The sequence below is a fragment of the Nocardiopsis sp. NPDC050513 genome (genome assembly GCF_044457925.1).
Lineage (GTDB): Bacteria > Actinomycetota > Actinomycetes > Streptosporangiales > Streptosporangiaceae > Nocardiopsis.
The window spans coordinates 1-15,771 of sequence record NZ_JBITHK010000021.1 but is presented as its reverse complement, the minus strand read 5'-3'; the positions used below and the strand labels follow the sequence as shown (position 1 = coordinate 15,771).

Sequence of the window (15,771 nt, the reverse complement as noted above, 5' to 3'; positions counted from 1 at the left end):
GCGTCCGCTCCGACTCGGGACGACGCTAGGACGGCGCCGACCGGTCGGCAACGGATTTTCTCCCGATCTCCGGCAGGGCGGAACTTCGCGTGCCCGCCCCGCGTCGGACCGTGGCGAGCACCCTCGACACCCCCGCAGAGAGTCCGCCATGCCTTCGCGACGCCGCGTGTTCCTCCCCCTGCTGTCCCTGACCGCCCTCGTCACGGCGGTCGGCTGCGCTCCCCCGCCCGACCTGGACGCCAGCGACCGCCTCGACGCGCTGCTGCTCGGCGCCGACGCCTACCCCACCGGGTTCACCGTCCAGACCGTCGACACCGGTGACCTCGCCGACCTCGACGGGACCGCGGTGTCCGGGGCGTCCTTCGACCGGGTGGAGCCCGCGGAGTGCGCCGACGCGGTGGACGGCGGCGCCGCGGCGCTGCCGGTGGGGGCGGTCGAGGGCGCCGGACAGGTCGCCACCGCCTCCGCACCGCCCCTCGTGTACACCTACGTCCTGGTCTCGGGTGACTTCCCCGAGGGCGGTGCCGCGGTCCCGGGGTGGTCGGAGCTGCTCGAACGGTGTTCGGAGACGACGGTGGCCACGGAAGCGTTCGAGGCGCACGGCGGTCTGACCGCGGAGGGGTCTCCGTCCCTGCCCGAGGGCGGCGGCATGTTCGCGATGAGCCTGACGGGCGACGGGGTGGACCTGTTCTCCCGGGCGGCCTGGGGGCAGGTGGGCGACGTGTACTTCGTCCTGATGTCCCTGGACCTGGACCCCGCCCCGGAGGTCTCGACGCCGGAGCTGGTCGACGCCTGCATCGAGGACCCGGCGGACACCGACTGCGTCGGGGAGCAGCGCCGGGAGCTCGCCGACCAGGCCCGCGCGGAGGCGGCGGCGGAGTTCGAGTCGGTGCTCTCCCGGGCGGTCGACACCCTGGAGGAGGGGGCCTGAGGCGTCCGCCGGAACCGCTCAGACGGCCTCGCGGCGCTGCAGGTAGGAGAACGCCCCCCAGCCGGGCAGGACCGGGAACCAGAACGTGAGCACCCGGAACAGCAGCACCGCTGGCAGGGAGACCGCCGCGGGCACCCCCGCCACGGTGGTCAGGCCGCCGATCAGCGCCGCCTCCACCGCGCCCAGACCGCCGGGGGTCGGCGCGGCCGACCCGATCGCGTTGCCCGCCAGGAAGACCACCGCGACCGCGACCAGGCTGACCCCCGTCCGCGGCCCGGCGAAGGCGAGCACCGAGAAGTACAGGCACAGCACGAACCCCGCGGTCAGCAGCACCGTCCCGCCCAGGCCGAGCACCAGGCCGGCCGGGCGCTGGAGGGTGTCCAACAGCCGGGGCAGCACGCCGCGCAGATACGGCCCGACCCGTTCGGCCACCCCCCGCCGCAGTCCGGGCAGCAGCAGGACCGCGCCGACGGCGGCCGTGCCCGCGATGCTGACGCCGATGACGGTCGGCGAGGGGGTGAAGCCCGTCCAGTAGGAGGTGCCGGTCAGGTAGGCGCACACCAGCAGGAGCGGCACGTGCACGAGGAAACCGACGAGCTGGCTCAGGCCGACCGCCGACAGCGCCAGCGGCGTCGGCGCGCCCGCCCTCACCACGAACCGGCTGTTGACCGCGATCGACCCCAGTCCGGCGGGCGCGGCGATCCGCACGAACGAGCCCGCGTACTGCACCAGCACCGTGCGCCACCACGGAAGCCGGATCGGGACGAAGCCGATGAGGACCATCGCGCCCGCGGCCATGCACAGGGTCGCCATGGCGAACGCCGCGGCGGTCCACCCCGGGTCGGCGTCGCCGATGCCCCGCAGGTCGACGCCGGCCAGCTGGTAGACCAGCACCAGCCCGACGACGGTCGCCACGATGACGCTGACGATCGTGCGCGGGCGCATCCGTTCCAGCCGAGCGGGGGCGGCGGGCGCCTCGGGGGCGATCTCGACGACGCGCGCCCGCAGGTCGCTGAGCAGCTCCGACCGCCCGCGCACGCGCTCGCGCAGGGGGTAGGGCAGCCCGGCGGCCTGGAACAGGGGCAGGACGGCGGCGATCGCGGGGACGCCCAGGGCGCGCACGGCCGAGGCCACGGCGCGCTCGGGCCCGACCCGCAGCGCGAGCAGCGTCACCATGGCGGCCGTGTCCAGGGAGGTCTTGAGCTGGTGCGCGGCGACGGCGCCCCGGTCGACCCCGGTCAGGGCCACGGTCCCGTACCCGTCGTCGAGGACGCCGACGGCGGCCGGACTGAGGTTGCCGTGCGCGATGCGGCGGCGGTGCAGCGCCCCCAGCGCCGACCAGCAGCGGTCGAGCAGGTCGTCGGTGAGTTCGGCCTCGTCCAGGGTGTCGAGGGTGCGCACGGGGAGGAGTTCGCGGGCCAGCATGACGGTGCCGGGGCCGAGTTCGCCGACGGCGAGGACGCGGGGGACGGTGACGCCCGCCGCACGGGCCGAGAAGCTCATGAGCGCGGCGTGCTCGGCGCGGCGGCGCACACCGTAGAGCATCTGGGGGGCGACGGGGCCGCGCAGGAGCATCAGGTCGCGCAGTCGCCGCCAGAACCCCGCGGTGTTCTCGGAGCTCATGAGAGCCAGTTCGACGCGGGTGCCGTCGGCGAGGTCGGCGACATGGCGCGGGTTGCCCTCGTCGTCGGCGCCCGCCTGGCGGATGTCGGTGGTGGTCATGCCGAACCGGTGCATCTCGGCGTGGATGCGGCCCTCCACGCGCGGTGCGGGACCCGCCCCGACGGCGTAGCGGGCCAGCGCGGCGCACACGAGGCCGACCAGGACGGTCAGCACGAGCGCGAGGACGCTGGTGACCAGGGCGAGCAGGGCGCACCCGGCCACGAGGACGACGCCGGTCCACAGCAGGGCCCGGACCCGGGGCTGGCCGGTGGGCATCGTGCGGGCGAAGGCGATGGCGGCGGCGACGTAGCCGAGGGTGGCGTTGGTGAAGACGTCGTCGGGGATGCCGGTGAGGGTGTCCAGCACCTCGCGGGAGCCCAGGAGCGCGGCCAGAGCGGCGTTGATCAACGACGCCAGGGCGTAGGCGCTGACCGCCGCGGTCACGGCGCGGGCGAGGTCGCGCATGCGGCCGTGCAGCAGTGTGCGCAGGACGACGAAGCACACCAGGACGATGAGCAGGAGGTTGGCGCCCACGGCGACGAGGAGGAGCAGCCCCAGGGGCAGCAGCGCGCGCAGTTCGGCCGGCCCGGTGACCGGCTGGCCGTCGGAGAGAACGCGGACGGCGAGCAGGATCGCGGCGACGGCGAGCAGCCCGGCCGTGCCGACGAGCAGGTCGACGGGGCGGCGCGGGGCGCGCGCCGTGCGGGGGCCCGGGCTGGGGGCCTGTGCGTGGGTCGGGGTGGTCACGACCCCCAGAGTGCCCGACTGGTGGTGGTTCGCCGACCACGTGACGGGGCGTTTCGCGGTCGGCGTGCCGATTGGGGCGCCGAAGCGCTCCTTTGGCACGCCGGGCGGGCCGGAGTCCGGCGGCCTGGCCCGGATCGGCCGCCCCGTCCGGGAACGGGCCCGGGGCCCGTCCCGGGGAACCGGAGTCGCCTAGTCGGGGGCGGGCAGCAGGCCGCGCCGGTAGGCCCGCACGAGGTGGCGGGGGACGAGGTGGTCACGGCCGCCGATGGTCACGGGGACCAGTTCGGGCTTGGCGGCCTTCCACCGCGCACGGCGGGTGCGCGTGTTGGCGCGGGACATCCTGCGCTTGGGTACGGCCATCGGAGGGTCCTTCCTGTGGGGTGCGGTGCGGGGGCCGGCGCCCCCGCGCCCGCGGTCAGCGCTGGTAGCGGCGGTTGAAGCGCTCCACGCGTCCGGCGGTGTCCACGACCCGGGCGGTGCCGGTGTAGAACGGGTGGCTGGCGCTGGAGATCTCGACGTCGATGAGCGGATAGGTCCGCCCGTCGGTCCATGCGATGGTCTTCGCGCTGGTGGCGGTCGACCGGGTGAGGAACGCGAAGTCGGCCGCGCGGTCGCGGAAGACCACGGGGTGGTACTCGGGGTGGATTCCGGGTTTCATGTCGCCTCCTGGCGGTGGGTCAGCGTTCCTCGCGGAACTCGACGTGTCGGCGGACGCGCGGGTCGAACTTGCGCAGGACCAGGCGGTCCGGGGTGTTGCGGCGGTTCTTGCGGGTGACGTAGGTGTAGCCGGTCCCGGCGGTCGACCGGAGTTTGACGACGGGTCGGACGTCGTTGCGTGCCATGGATGCCTCCTTCGGAGCTCGTCACTGGAACATAATGATAACCGTTTTCATTCCCATCTTGGACGACACGCAGATCGGGCGCGACGTGCGCCCGATTCGAGACCGAGTGTGCTTCTCTCATCACGGAAAGCAGGGTTCGGGGCCGGAGTGATGGCGCTCCGGGACGAGGAGAGGGCCATGGCTCACCACACGAACGACGACGCGCACCTCAGCCGCAGGGCCGCTCTGCGCACCGGTGCCGGGCTGGGCACACTGGCCGCCGCGACACTGGCCGGGATCCCGTTCTCCCCGGCCCACGCGGCGCCGGCGGACGGCGCCGAGGTGACCTTCACCCCCGTGCCCATCGGCCGCGACGACGGGGTCACCGTCCCGCGCGGCTACACCGCGCAGGTCATCGCCCCCTGGGGCGCGCCGCTGCACTCCTTCGGCCCGAAGTGGCGGCCGGACGCCTCCAACCCCTCGGCCGAGGCCCGGCTCCAGGTCGGGACCGGGCACTCCGGACTGCACTACTTCCCCGTCAACCCCAGCCGTGACGGCGCCCGCAGCGGACTGCTCGTGATCAACCACGCCGCCGCCGACCCGGTGCTGCTGCACGCCGACGGCGGACGCGCCGCCACCCCCGAGCGCACGGCCAAGGAGATGGTCTCCCTGGGGGCGACGGTCCTGCGCGTCAGGTTCTCCAACGGCCGCTGGCAGGTCGTGGGAGCGGACGTCAACCGGCGGATCACCCCGTCCTCGCACGTCACCTTCTCCGGCCCCCTGCACGGACACGACACCATCGCGGGAGGCGCGGGAGCACGAGGGATCCTCGGCGGCGCCGCGCACGCGGTCACCCCCTGGGGGACCTACCTCACCGGTGAGAACACCCTCGCCGACGCCTTCGGCACCGAGGACCGGGGATGGCGCCCCTCCCGGATCCACCGCTGCTACGGACTGACCGACGACAGGTCTCCCTACGGCTGGCACCGGCACGAACCCCGGTTCGACCTGGCCGCGACGCCGGACGAGCACTACCGCTTCGGGTGGACGGTGGAGATCTCCCCCTGGGACCCGGTCACGCCCCCCGTCAAACGCACCGCCCTGGGCCGACTCGCGCTCAACGGCGCCGCGGTCACCGAGTCACGCGGCCGGGCGGTCGTCTACATGACCGATGACGCGCGCGTGTACAAGTTCGTGGGCGAGCACCCGTGGCGGGAGGCGCACACCGCGACCGCCAGCCCGCTGGACGAGGGGACGCTCTACGTCGCCCGCTTCGACAGGGACGGCACCGGCCGGTGGCTCCGGCTCGAACACGGCGTCGACGGGCTCGCCGAGGGCTTCCGCGACCAGGCCGACGTGCTCCTGAGGACGCGCGAGGCGGCCCTCGCCGTGGGAGCGGCCCAACTCCGCGCCCCCGGGCGGCCGACCGTGCACCCGGAGACGGGAGAGGTGTACGTGCCCGAGGCCCGCGCGGACGGCGGCGGCCGGGTGCTGGCGTGGACCGAGGGGGCGGGCGACGCCGGGGCCACCGTCCTGAGCTGGCGCGAGTTCGCCCGGCCCGACACCGCCGACGACGCCGACCGGGCGGCGTTCGCCGCGCCCGGCGGCGTCCACTTCGGGGACGGCGGCCGACTGTGGATCACGACCGACGTCCCGCGCCTGGGAACGGACGACCAGCGCGCCGCCCTGGGCAACAGCGCCCTGCTCTGCGCGGACCCCGGGTCCGGGCGGATCCGCAGGTTCCTCACCGGACCGCGCGGCAGCGGGATCTCCGGGGTCAGCACCGCGCCGGACCAGCGCACGCTGTTCGTGACCGTGATGGGACCGGGATGGTCGGGATCGCCGCTGGGCGACCCGACGGCGGCCGACCCCAGGGCGGTGAGCAACTGGCCGGGCCACGACCGCGGAGGCCGGCCCCGCTCGGCCGTCGTGGCGGTGCGGCGCGAGGACGGCGGGATCATCGGCACCTGACCTCCGGCGCCCGGAGCCGCATCCCGCCGGGCGCGCCACCCGACCCCGGTCGGGTGGCGCCCAGGACTGCCCCGTGTCCGCTCCGGACACCCGGCGCCCCGCTCCGGAAGGGAGGTCCGGGTGCCGACCGCACCCGGCGCCGCGCGACGCGTGTGCGGTCCCTGGCCTTCGCCTCCAGGACGAGAGGCGCTCAGGGAACCCCTCCGCGCCTCGCGACGTCTCACCGGTATGAACTCCACGACGCCCGCGGCCCCCGCACCCATGGGCTGTGTCAGCAGGATCTTCGTCTGGGCGATGATCGCCGTCCTCCCCGTGTTCACCATCGCCGTCGGCCTGTACTTCGTCACCGACGGCCTCTCCGGCCGCGACGCACTGGCCACCGGACCGGTGGGCACGTTCACGCCCGTGGACAGGACGTGCGGTCGGGGAGGCTGCGCCCTGGAGGGGACGTTCACCAGTGACGACGGTACGATCACCCGCCAGGACGTGGACCTGAGGGACGCGATGCACGTCGGTTCCGGCGATCCCCTGCCGCCCCCCGTCGACGACGTGCGTCTGGACACCGGCGCCAGCGGACCGACCGCCTACACAGCCGACTACTCCTGGCCGTGGGCCGTGGTGAAGGGGGCCGGGTTCCTCGTCGCGGGACCGGTGTTCTCGATCGGTCTGGCCGTGGGGACGAAGCGGTACCAGGCCAGGGCTCTGGCCGCCCAGCGCCACGACCGCCGATCCTGACCCCTGGGTCCTCGCCCGGTGAATCGCGGCCGTGCCGCTGTCAGGCGGCCGGTGGGACGCGTTCGCGGAGCAAGTCGGGATCCGCTCTCCCGTGCATCCGGCGTTCGAGCGTCCTGAGCCGGTCGACGTGGCCCTCGACCACCCCGGGCCGTGGGGCAGGGCCGATCCGACCAGCACCCCGTGCCCGGGTCACGCTGCAGTCCCGGACGAACCGGCGATGAAAAAGATGGGCTGATGATGGATAAATGACGGTTTCTGCTCCTTCAGCGGCACGCAGGACCGAACTACCGTTGCACCCAGGTAAAGGACCTGGCCGTCGGCTGCCCGGTGATCCCTTGGCTGCGTGAGAGCACCTGTGCGAGCCGCGGTCCAGTTCAGACGGCGCCTGAAGGGAGAGGGCGATGGTGTCCGCGGAACTGCTCATCGGAAGCCGATGGCGAGCGTCAGCGAAACCAGGCCGGACCAGGGAAGTGACATCGCCCTTTGACGGTTCGGCCGTGGGAACCGTGGCGCTCGCCGCGCTTGACGACGTCGACACCGCCCTGGCCGAAGCAGAGCGAGGGGCGGCAGTATGGCGCCGTACGCCAGCTCATGAGCGGATGCGGATTCTGTCGCGAGCCGCTGAACTGGCCGACGAGCGGTCCACAGGCATCGCGGAAACCATCAGCGCCGAATCGGGCAAGACCATCACGGAGGCCAGCGCCGAGGCGTCGCGCTCCGGAGAACTGATCCGACTGGCGGCCTTCGAAGGCACTCAGCTCTACGGAGAGACGCTGCCACTGGACGCCAACCACGGCACCGGCCTGGACAAGGTCGGCTTCACGATGCGCCAGCCGTGCGGTGTCGTGGTGGCCGTCACCCCGTTCAACTACCCGGCGCTGCTGGTACTGCACAAGCTGGCTCCCGCGTTGGCTGCCGGGAACGCGGTCGTCCTCAAGCCGGCCTCCAGCACCCCGCTGACCGCGCTGGCGCTCGCCGAGTGCTTCGTGGATGCCGGGCTCCCCGAAGGTGTGCTCTCCGTCCTCGTCGGCTCCGGTGGGGCACTCGGGGACGCACTCGTCTCCGATCCCCGGGTGCGGAAGATCTCCTTCACCGGCTCCACGACCACCGGCGAGCACATCACACGGGTCGCCGGGGTGAAGAAGCTGTCGCTCGAACTGGGCGCCTCATGCCCCGTCGTCGTGCTACCGGACGCCGACATCGAACTCGCCGCGGGCGCCGTCGCGCTGGGCGGGTACGTCAACGCCGGGCAGGTGTGCATCTCCGTGCAGCGGGTGATCACTCATCCCGACGTGACGGCCGACTTCCTGGACGCCCTCGTCCCGAAAGTCGAGGCCATCCGGACCGGGGACCCCTCGTCCCCGGAGACGGCGATGGGCTCGCTGATCACGGCGGCCGAGGCCGAGCGGGTGGAACGGGCCATCGCGCGGGCCGGGGCGGACGGCGCACGCGTGCTGACCGGCGGTGAGCGCGACGGGGCCGTGGTGAGCCCCGCCGTCGTGGCCGATGTGGACCCCGACTCCCCGTTCAGCCAGCAGGAGCTGTTCGGCCCGGCCGTTGCCGTCAGCTCCGCCGTGGACTGGGAGTCCGCCATCGCGCAGGCCAACGGAACGGCGTACGGGCTGGGGGCGGGGGTGTTCACCTCCGACGTGGCCGGAGCCGTCCAGGCGGTACGGGAGATCGACGCCGGTTCCGTGCACATCAACTGGACGCCGCTGTGGCGCGCGGATCTGATGCCGTACGGCGGTCTGAAGGGCAGCGGCTACGGCAAGGAGGGGCCGCGTGCGGCGGTCGCCGAGATGACCGAGGCCAAGACCGTCGTGCTGCACGGCCGACCGTGGTGACCGTCCGCCTCCTCCACCCACTCCCGCGCGGCCCGCGTGCCGCGGCACCCGTCGACCAGGAGATCCACACATGAGCGTCCAGACGCGAGAGCGCACCGTGCGGCTCACCGTCGCGCAGGCGGTCGTCACCCACCTCTCCCGCCAGTACTCCGTCGCCGACGGCGAGCGTCGCCGTCTGATCCCCGCCGTGCTGGGCATCTTCGGCCACGGCAACGTGGCCGGGCTCGGGCAGGCGCTCGACCAACTCAGCGATGACCTGCCGTTCGTCCAGGGCCGCAACGAGCAGGCGCTCGTCCACGCGGCGACCGCCTACGCCAAAGCCACACGCCGCCATGCGACACTGGCCGTGACCGCCTCCATCGGGCCGGGCGCTCTGAACACGGTGACCGGCGCTGGCCTGGCGACGGTCAATCGGCTGCCGGTCCTGCTGCTGCCGGGGGACACCTACGCGACCCGGCGCCAAGGGCCCGTCCTACAGCAGTTGCAGCACCCCGTCGAGGCAGACGCCTCCGTCAACGACGCCTTTCGGCCCGTCGCCCGGTTCTTCGACCGCGTCACCCGGCCCGAGCAGCTGCTGACAGTGCTGCCCGCGGCGATGCGCGCGCTCACCAGCGTGGACCCCGGCGCCGTCGTCGTGTCCCTCCCCCAGGACATCCAGTCGCATGCCCACGACTTCCCGGTGGAGTTCCTCGCCGAGCGGGACTGGCCGATCCGGCGTCCGGCGCCGGACGCCGACGAGGTCGCGGCGGTGGGGCTGATGCTCGCCGAAGCCGAGAAGCCGCTGATCATCGCCGGCGGCGGGGTGGTGTACTCCGGCGCCACCGAGGAACTGGAGTCCCTCGCCGACGCGGCGGGCATTCCGGTCGCCGAGACGTTCGCGGGCAAGGGAGCGGTCCAGCGCCGTGCATGGTGGCGGTTGGGAGGCATCGGCCTGGAGGGCACTCCGGCCGTCAACGCCCTGGCGCGCGAAGCGGACCTCGTCCTGACCGTCGGCTCGCGCCTGACCGACTTCGCCACCGCCTCGCACTCCCTCTTCCAGAACCCGGACGTGCGTTTCGCCAGCGTGAACGTCAACGTCGACGACGCGGGCCGTCTGGGCGCCACCGGCATCGTGGCCGACGCCAAGCGGGCACTGGCCGCGCTGACCGAGGCGGTCCGTCAAAGCGGCACGACCACGTCGGCGTCTTGGCGGGAGAAGGTGCGCACCCTGGACGAGCAGTGGTGTGAACTGCGCGCCGCCGTCCTGGACCCGGACACGCCCTTCGACCTCACGGCACTGCCCGAGGACTCCGACGTCGTGCCCGACACGGATGCCGTCCTCACCCAGGGCCAGTTGATCGGGTTGCTCCACGAGCACGCTCAGCCGGGTGACACGATCATCGCCGCAGCGGGCGGTCCGCCCGGCGACCTGCTGAAGGTGTGGGACGCCACCGAGGGCCGTCACGCACACCTGGAGTTCGGCTTCTCCTGCATGGGTTACGAACTGCCCGCCGCGATCGGCGTACGGCTCGCCGAACCCGATCGCGCCAGGCGGGTGCTGTCCCTGCTGGGCGACGGCACATTCCTGATGGCGCCGACCGAGCTGGTCACCGCCGCCCAGGAACGGCTCCCGCTCACGGTCGTGATCCCCGAGAACCACGGTTACCAGGTCATCCACCGGCTGCAGATGGTGCGTAGCGGGCGAGAGTTCGGCAACGAGTTCCGCTACCGCGAGAGCGGCCTGCGCATCGCGCAGGACAGCGGCGACACCAAGTCGGCCCGGCTGGAGGGCGACTACCTCCAGGTCGACCTCGTCCAGATCGCGACGGGACTCGGGGCCCGCTCGACGCGTGCGACCACCGCCGACGAGGTGCGTTCCGCCCTGGCCGAGACCCGTGGCCACGACGGACCCGTCGTCATCGTCGTCCCGGTGATCCCACACGCCGACCTGCCCGGAGCAGGAGCCTGGTGGGACGTCGCCCCGGCCGAGGTCTCCGAGCAGGAGACGGGCACACGACTGCGCACCGAATACGAGGAAGGCCTGACCTCCCAGAGGTGGTACGGATGAGCGGCACCACGACGACCAGCACGGCCCCGCCGTCCCCCCTCGACCACGGCCGCCTGCGGGACCGCCTCGTCACCGGAGGGACCGCCCTGGGCATCTTCGTCGGCACCGCATCCCCGGTCACGGCCGAGGTCTGTGCCGCGGCGGGAGCCGACTGGCTGCTGCTCGACCTCGAGCACGGCGCCGGAGGTGAGGAACAGGTCCGGGACGTCGTACCCGCGGCCGGAGCCTACGGCGTGCCGACCGTGGTCCGGGTGGAGTCCGCGGCCCGGATCCGCATCGGCCGAGTCCTGGACCTGGGCGCCGCCGGGATCATGCTGCCGCGTCTGGACACGGCGGCCGAAGTGCGGGAAGCGCTACGGCACATGAGCTATCCGCCCACGGGCGACCGAGGCGTGGCCACGTACAACCGGGCCTGCCGATTCGGGCTCGACCCCGCCGCCCTGGACCGCGACGACGAGACCCTCGCTGTCGTCCAGATCGAATCGTCGCGCGCGTTGGCGAAGGTCGAGGAGATCGCCGCCCTGGACGGCGTCGACGTCCTGTTCGTCGGACCCCGCGACCTGAGCCACGACCTCGGTGTGCCCGGCGAGTTCGGCGCCCCCGTCTACCAGGATGCCCTGAAGCGGGTACGCGAGGCGGCCACCGCACACGGCAAGGCGTGCGGGCTGCTCGTGCCGGACGGTGCGACCGCCGCCGCCAAGCGAGCAGAGGGCTGGACCTTCCTCGCCATCGGCTCCGACTCGACCGTGCTGGCCGCCGCCCTCTCGGCCGAATTCGGCCGGGCCCGGACAGAGAACTGACACCGCCTCACATACTCCGCAGGAGATGAACGCTCATGGCTGAAACAACCCCAGGCGCCGCCCGCGAGATCGGTGTCGGGCTCATCAGCGTCGGCTGGATGGGCAGACTCCACAGCCGCGCCTACCAGGCCCTGCCGTCCCTCTACCCCGAACTCGGCCTCAAGCCCCGGCTCGTCCACGCCGCCGACACCGCCCCGGACCGGGCGGCGTACGCCCGTGACACCCTGGGCTACGAGAAGGCCGACACCGACTACCACGCCGTCCTGGACGACCCGGACGTCGAGATCGTGTCGATCTGCGCGCCCAACGTGCTCCACCACGAAATCGGCACCGCGGCCGCCGACGCGGGCAAGCCGTTCTGGATCGAGAAGCCCGTCGGACGTGGCGCCGAGGAAACCGCCGAGGTCGCCGCCGCCGCCCGCAAAGCCGGGGTGGTCACCTCTATCGGATACAACTACCGCCACGCCCCGGCGGTCGAGCGGGCCCGCCAACTGATCGCCGAGGGGAGGCTCGGACGGATCACCAACGTGCGCGCCACCTTCTTCTCCGGCTACGCCTCCGAGCCCAGGGGCGCCCTGTCCTGGCGCTTCAAGAGAGAGCTTGCCGGCCACGGTGCGCTGGGCGACCTGATGAGCCACGTGGTGGACCTGGTGAGCTACGTCGTGGCCCCGATCCGCGAGGTCTCCGCGCTGACCAGCACCGTCTACACCGAACGCCCCATCCTGCCCATGGGATCGGGGACCCATTTCGCGGTCATCGAGGACGGCGAGACGGGCACGGTCGAGAACGACGACTACACCGCCGCCCTCGTCCGCTTCGCGCCGGGCTCCCACAGTGCCGGCGCCGTGGGAACACTGGAGGCGTCGCGCACCATCGTCGGTCCGCAGTGCGGTGTCGGTTTCGAGGTCTACGGCACTGACGGCTCGGTCACCTGGAACTTCGAGCGTATGAACGAACTCCGTGTGGCCCTCGGCCGCGGCGGCCCCCACCAGGGCTACACGACGGTGCTCGCCAACGGCCGGATGGGCGACTACGCACGTTTCCAGCCCGGCCCCGGCAACAGCATGGGCTACGACGACCTGAAGGTCGTCGAGGCCAAGAAGTTCCTCGCCGCCGTGATCGGCCTGGAGCGCCACAACTCCACAATCGAGGACGCGCACGCCGTCGCCGAGGTCATCGCGGCCGCGGCCGCCTCCGCGGAGAGCGGATCATGGTGTCCGGTGCCCGAGGTGGCCGGGGCGACCTTCGACCACCCGGTCCGGAGGTGATCACATGTCCCAGCGCATCGTGGTGGCCCTGGGCCCCGTCGATTCCGACGCGGTCGGCGACATCCTCGGCGACGAGGTCAGCTTCGTCACCGATCCCACACCCGACGACCTCGCGGTCGCGGAGGGAGCCATCGTCCGCGCCGACCGGCACGTCGACGAGGACTTCCTGGATCGAGCGCCGCGGCTGCGGGTCATCGCCCGCACCGGCGTGGGCGTGGACCTGGTTGACCTGGCGGCGGCCTCCGCCCGCGGCATCCCCGTGGTCGTCACACCGGGCAGCGGCAGCCGAGCCGTCGCCGAGGGCGTCCTCGCCATGACGTTGCACCTGGCCAAGCGGCTGCGCCCGCTGACCGACCTCGTCCGGGAGGGCCGTTGGAACGAGCGGTCCTCCGTGCCCGTCGGCGACCTGGACGGCGCCACCATGGGCATCGTCGGCTACGGGCGCATCGGCCGAAGGGTGGGCGAACTGGCCGCGGCGTTCGGGATGCGTACCCTCGCCTACGATCCGGTCAACCCGCCGCCCGCCGACATCGCCTGCCCCGATCTCGGCGCGCTGGCCGGGGCGAGTGACGTGCTCACCCTTCACGTGCCCCTCAACGAGGACACCCGGCATCTGGTGAACGAGGAGCTCCTGTCCCTGGTGAAGCCCGGGGCGGTCCTCGTCAACTGCGGCCGGGGCGGACTGCTCGACCTGGACTCGGCCCTGGCCGCTCTCGAGGTGGGTCGACTGTCTGGTGTCGGCCTCGACGTCTTCGACCCCGAACCGGCCCGCCAGCACCCGTTGTTCGACCACCCCGATGTCGTCCTCACACCGCACCTGATGGGTATGACGCGCCGAGCGATGGCCCTGACCTTCGCCGACGCCGCCCACGGCGTCGCGGACGTCCTCGCCGGCCGCCCGCCCGCCGCGGTCGCCAACCCCGCCCAGAACCACCGAAAGGCAACGTCATGACCACCACCCCGCACAACGACGAGAGGCAGACGAGCAGAATCGCCGGAGCACCCATCTCGTGGGGCGTGTGCGAGGTTCCGGACTGGGGCTACCAGCTCACGCCCGAGCGTGTGCTGAAGGAGATGCGGGAGATCGGCCTGGCCGCCACCGAGATCGGCCCCGAGGGCTTCCTGCCCGCCGAGCCCCAGGCCATGGCCCGGGCCCTGGCCCGCCACGGCCTACAGGCGGTGGGAGGTTTCACCCCGCTGCTGCTGCACGTGGCCGGACACGACCCGCTGCCCGAGGTGGAACGGCTCCTGGAGGGCTACGCCGCCTCCAACGCCGACACCCTCGTACTGTCAGCGGTCACCGGCCTCGACGGCTACGACACGCGCCCCGAACTCGACGCCGAGGGCTGGAAACTCCTGCTGTCCAACCTGGACCGGCTGACCGCCCTGGCCGCCGAACACGGTGTCCGCGCCGTCCTGCACCCGCACGTGGGCACCATGGTCGAGAACGGTGACGAGGTGCGGCGAGTCCTGGAGGACTCGGCGGTCTCCCTGTGCCTGGACACCGGCCACCTGCTCATCGGCGGTACCGACCCCGCCGAACTGACCCGCCAGGCGCCCGAGCGGATCGCCCACACCCACATGAAGGACGTGAACGCCGCGCTCGCCGCCAAGGTCCAGTCGGGCCGTCTGACCTACACCGAGGCCGTTCGGGAGGGCATGTACCGGCCCCTCGGAGCAGGCGACGTCGACGTCGAGGCCATCGTCACCCACCTGACCAGCCGCGGCTACGACGGATGGTACGTCCTGGAACAGGACACCGTCCTCACGGAGGAGCCCACCGCCAGGGGACCGGTCGAGGACGTGTGGGCCAGTGCCGAGCACCTGCGCTCCGTCCTTCGCGACTCCGGCTGAGTGAAAGGAAGCAGAGATGGCTGTTGAGGACCTTGTGGCCACGTGCTGGACCACCGCGGGTGACTCCGCTCCCGGGCGGCCCGACGAGCGCAGCCCGTTGACGCTGCGGGAGCGGGTGGAAGCGGCGGCGACCGCCGGATTCAGGGGCTTCGGACTGCTGTACGCGGACCTGGTGGAGGCCGAGCGTGAGTACGGGCTCCCGGGCATCCGAACCTTGTTCGAGGACAACGGACTCGTTCACGTGGAACTGGAGTTCCTGACCGACTGGTGGACCGACGGGCCCCGGCGTGCCGCGTCGGACGCCGTACGCCGGGACCTCCTACGGGCCGCCGAGACACTCGGGGCACGCCACATCAAGATCGGTCCCGATGTCGAGGACGGGCCGTGGGACCTCGATCGCTGGGCCGGGGAGTTCGCCGCGCTCGCGGAGCAGGCCGACGGTGCCGGCGTTCGGCTCGGGATCGAATTCCTGCCCTGGTCCAACATCAGGACAGTGCACGACGCGCTCAGGCTCGTCGAAGCCGCCGGCCACCCCGCGGGCGGCCTCGTCATCGATGTCTGGCACACCGAACGCGCCCTCACACCACCGGCCGACCTGGCGCGTGTGCCCGCGTCACGCATCGTGGCCGTGGAACTCGACGACGCGGACAGCGAGGTGGTCGGCACGCTCTTCGAGGACACCGTCCGGCGTCGCCGACTGTGCGGCGAGGGCAGCTTCGACCTGCCCGGAATCATCGCCGCGCTCCGCGCCGCAGGATGGTCCGGCCCCTGGGGAGTGGAGATCCTCTCCGACGCGCACCGCTCGCTCCCGGTCCGGGAAGCCGCCGCAGCGGCGTATCGCTCCGCCGTTGCGGTGCTGAAGTAGAGCGGCCGGGGAAAGGGGGGCGAGACCGCGGTCTCGCCCCCCTTTCCTCGTCCCGCCGTGCACCCGGCAACGGTTCACGGGTATTCGGAAAAGGCACCGGACCTTTTCGGGCAGTCGATTCCTGTGGGTTCTCGAGATTCGCCGCCCCCGTCCCGTCACGTTCGGTAACGTCCCCGTCGTGCCAACCATCGAACACGAGTTCCTGGTCGAACTCTTCCAGAACGAA

14 protein-coding genes are annotated in these 15,771 nt (G+C 72.5%); 10 read left to right on the top strand and 4 right to left on the bottom strand.

Annotation, left to right across the window (positions count from 1 at the left end; all coding sequences use genetic code 11):
* Positions 1-148 precede the first annotated feature (148 nt).
* Positions 149-931 (top strand): hypothetical protein, encoded by a 783-nt coding sequence (locus tag ACIBFB_RS25865; RefSeq protein WP_397234513.1) that lies wholly within the window; start codon positions 149-151, stop codon positions 929-931.
* An 18-nt stretch (positions 932-949) separates the two neighbouring features.
* Here ACIBFB_RS25865 and ACIBFB_RS25860 read toward each other — a convergent pair whose 3' ends face one another.
* The 4 genes from ACIBFB_RS25860 to rpmG form a co-directional block, all read right to left on the bottom strand.
* Entirely contained in the window at positions 950-3,340 is a 2,391-nt protein-coding gene (locus tag ACIBFB_RS25860) for a flippase-like domain-containing protein (RefSeq protein ID WP_397234511.1), read from the bottom strand.
* 189 nt (positions 3,341-3,529) lie between these two features.
* Positions 3,530-3,700: a 50S ribosomal protein L32 gene (gene rpmF / locus ACIBFB_RS25855; RefSeq protein WP_397234509.1), complete on the bottom strand. Its 171-nt coding sequence runs from the start codon at positions 3,698-3,700 to the stop codon at positions 3,530-3,532.
* Between the two features lie 55 nt (positions 3,701-3,755).
* Positions 3,756-3,998 carry a type B 50S ribosomal protein L31 gene (locus ACIBFB_RS25850; protein ID WP_397234507.1) on the bottom strand — a complete coding sequence of 81 codons (243 nt, stop codon included), beginning with the start codon at positions 3,996-3,998 and terminating at the stop codon, positions 3,756-3,758.
* A gap of 19 nt (positions 3,999-4,017) precedes the next feature.
* Positions 4,018-4,182, bottom strand: a complete 165-nt coding sequence (rpmG, locus tag ACIBFB_RS25845) for a 50S ribosomal protein L33 (RefSeq protein WP_075924714.1) — start codon at positions 4,180-4,182, stop codon at positions 4,018-4,020.
* 177 nt (positions 4,183-4,359) lie between these two features.
* On the opposite strand from rpmG, the gene ACIBFB_RS25840 reads away from it, so the two are divergent.
* The 9 genes from ACIBFB_RS25840 to ACIBFB_RS25800 all read left to right on the top strand — a co-directional run bounded on the left by ACIBFB_RS25840 (position 4,360) and on the right by ACIBFB_RS25800 (position 15,545).
* Positions 4,360-6,132: a PhoX family protein gene (locus tag ACIBFB_RS25840; RefSeq protein WP_397234504.1), complete on the top strand. Its 1,773-nt coding sequence runs from the start codon at positions 4,360-4,362 to the stop codon at positions 6,130-6,132.
* A 228-nt stretch (positions 6,133-6,360) separates the two neighbouring features.
* The gene (locus tag ACIBFB_RS25835) at positions 6,361-6,867 is read left to right on the top strand and encodes a hypothetical protein (RefSeq protein WP_397234502.1); all 507 of its coding nucleotides are present in this window, start codon (positions 6,361-6,363) and stop codon (positions 6,865-6,867) included.
* 401 nt (positions 6,868-7,268) lie between these two features.
* The gene (locus ACIBFB_RS25830) at positions 7,269-8,711 is read left to right on the top strand and encodes an aldehyde dehydrogenase family protein (protein WP_397234500.1); all 1,443 of its coding nucleotides are present in this window, start codon (positions 7,269-7,271) and stop codon (positions 8,709-8,711) included.
* Positions 8,712-8,781: 70 nt separating this feature from the next.
* Positions 8,782-10,758, top strand: a complete 1,977-nt coding sequence (gene iolD / locus ACIBFB_RS25825) for a 3D-(3,5/4)-trihydroxycyclohexane-1,2-dione acylhydrolase (decyclizing) (protein WP_397234498.1) — start codon at positions 8,782-8,784, stop codon at positions 10,756-10,758.
* Positions 10,755-11,558: an HpcH/HpaI aldolase/citrate lyase family protein gene (locus ACIBFB_RS25820; protein WP_397234496.1), complete on the top strand. Its 804-nt coding sequence runs from the start codon at positions 10,755-10,757 to the stop codon at positions 11,556-11,558. The genes iolD and ACIBFB_RS25820 overlap by 4 nt, the downstream gene beginning before the upstream one ends.
* Positions 11,559-11,593: 35 nt before the next feature.
* On the top strand, positions 11,594-12,826 hold the full coding sequence (locus ACIBFB_RS25815; protein ID WP_397234494.1) for a Gfo/Idh/MocA family protein: 1,233 nt from the start codon (positions 11,594-11,596) through the stop codon (positions 12,824-12,826).
* A 4-nt stretch (positions 12,827-12,830) separates the two neighbouring features.
* A complete protein-coding gene (locus ACIBFB_RS25810; RefSeq protein WP_397234492.1) occupies positions 12,831-13,778 on the top strand; it encodes an NAD(P)-dependent oxidoreductase in 948 nt (315 codons plus the stop codon).
* On the top strand, positions 13,775-14,680 hold the full coding sequence (locus ACIBFB_RS25805; RefSeq protein WP_397234490.1) for a sugar phosphate isomerase/epimerase family protein: 906 nt from the start codon (positions 13,775-13,777) through the stop codon (positions 14,678-14,680). The genes ACIBFB_RS25810 and ACIBFB_RS25805 overlap by 4 nt, the downstream gene beginning before the upstream one ends.
* Positions 14,681-14,696: 16 nt before the next feature.
* Complete coding sequence (locus tag ACIBFB_RS25800; RefSeq protein ID WP_397234488.1) at positions 14,697-15,545, top strand: sugar phosphate isomerase/epimerase family protein; 849 nt, start codon at positions 14,697-14,699, stop codon at positions 15,543-15,545.
* The last annotated feature ends 226 nt before the right edge of the window (positions 15,546-15,771 follow it).

Coding starts and splice junctions, on each gene's coding strand:
- ACIBFB_RS25865 (WP_397234513.1), top strand. CDS start 149: ATGCCTTCGCGACGCCGCGTGTTCCTCCCCCTGCTGTCCCTGACCGCC.
- rpmF (WP_397234509.1), bottom strand. CDS start 3,700: ATGGCCGTACCCAAGCGCAGGATGTCCCGCGCCAACACGCGCACCCGC.
- ACIBFB_RS25850 (WP_397234507.1), bottom strand. CDS start 3,998: ATGAAACCCGGAATCCACCCCGAGTACCACCCCGTGGTCTTCCGCGAC.
- rpmG (WP_075924714.1), bottom strand. CDS start 4,182: ATGGCACGCAACGACGTCCGACCCGTCGTCAAACTCCGGTCGACCGCC.
- ACIBFB_RS25840 (WP_397234504.1), top strand. CDS start 4,360: ATGGCTCACCACACGAACGACGACGCGCACCTCAGCCGCAGGGCCGCT.
- ACIBFB_RS25835 (WP_397234502.1), top strand. CDS start 6,361: ATGAACTCCACGACGCCCGCGGCCCCCGCACCCATGGGCTGTGTCAGC.
- ACIBFB_RS25830 (WP_397234500.1), top strand. CDS start 7,269: ATGGTGTCCGCGGAACTGCTCATCGGAAGCCGATGGCGAGCGTCAGCG.
- iolD (WP_397234498.1), top strand. CDS start 8,782: ATGAGCGTCCAGACGCGAGAGCGCACCGTGCGGCTCACCGTCGCGCAG.
- ACIBFB_RS25820 (WP_397234496.1), top strand. CDS start 10,755: ATGAGCGGCACCACGACGACCAGCACGGCCCCGCCGTCCCCCCTCGAC.
- ACIBFB_RS25815 (WP_397234494.1), top strand. CDS start 11,594: ATGGCTGAAACAACCCCAGGCGCCGCCCGCGAGATCGGTGTCGGGCTC.
- ACIBFB_RS25810 (WP_397234492.1), top strand. CDS start 12,831: ATGTCCCAGCGCATCGTGGTGGCCCTGGGCCCCGTCGATTCCGACGCG.
- ACIBFB_RS25805 (WP_397234490.1), top strand. CDS start 13,775: ATGACCACCACCCCGCACAACGACGAGAGGCAGACGAGCAGAATCGCC.
- ACIBFB_RS25800 (WP_397234488.1), top strand. CDS start 14,697: ATGGCTGTTGAGGACCTTGTGGCCACGTGCTGGACCACCGCGGGTGAC.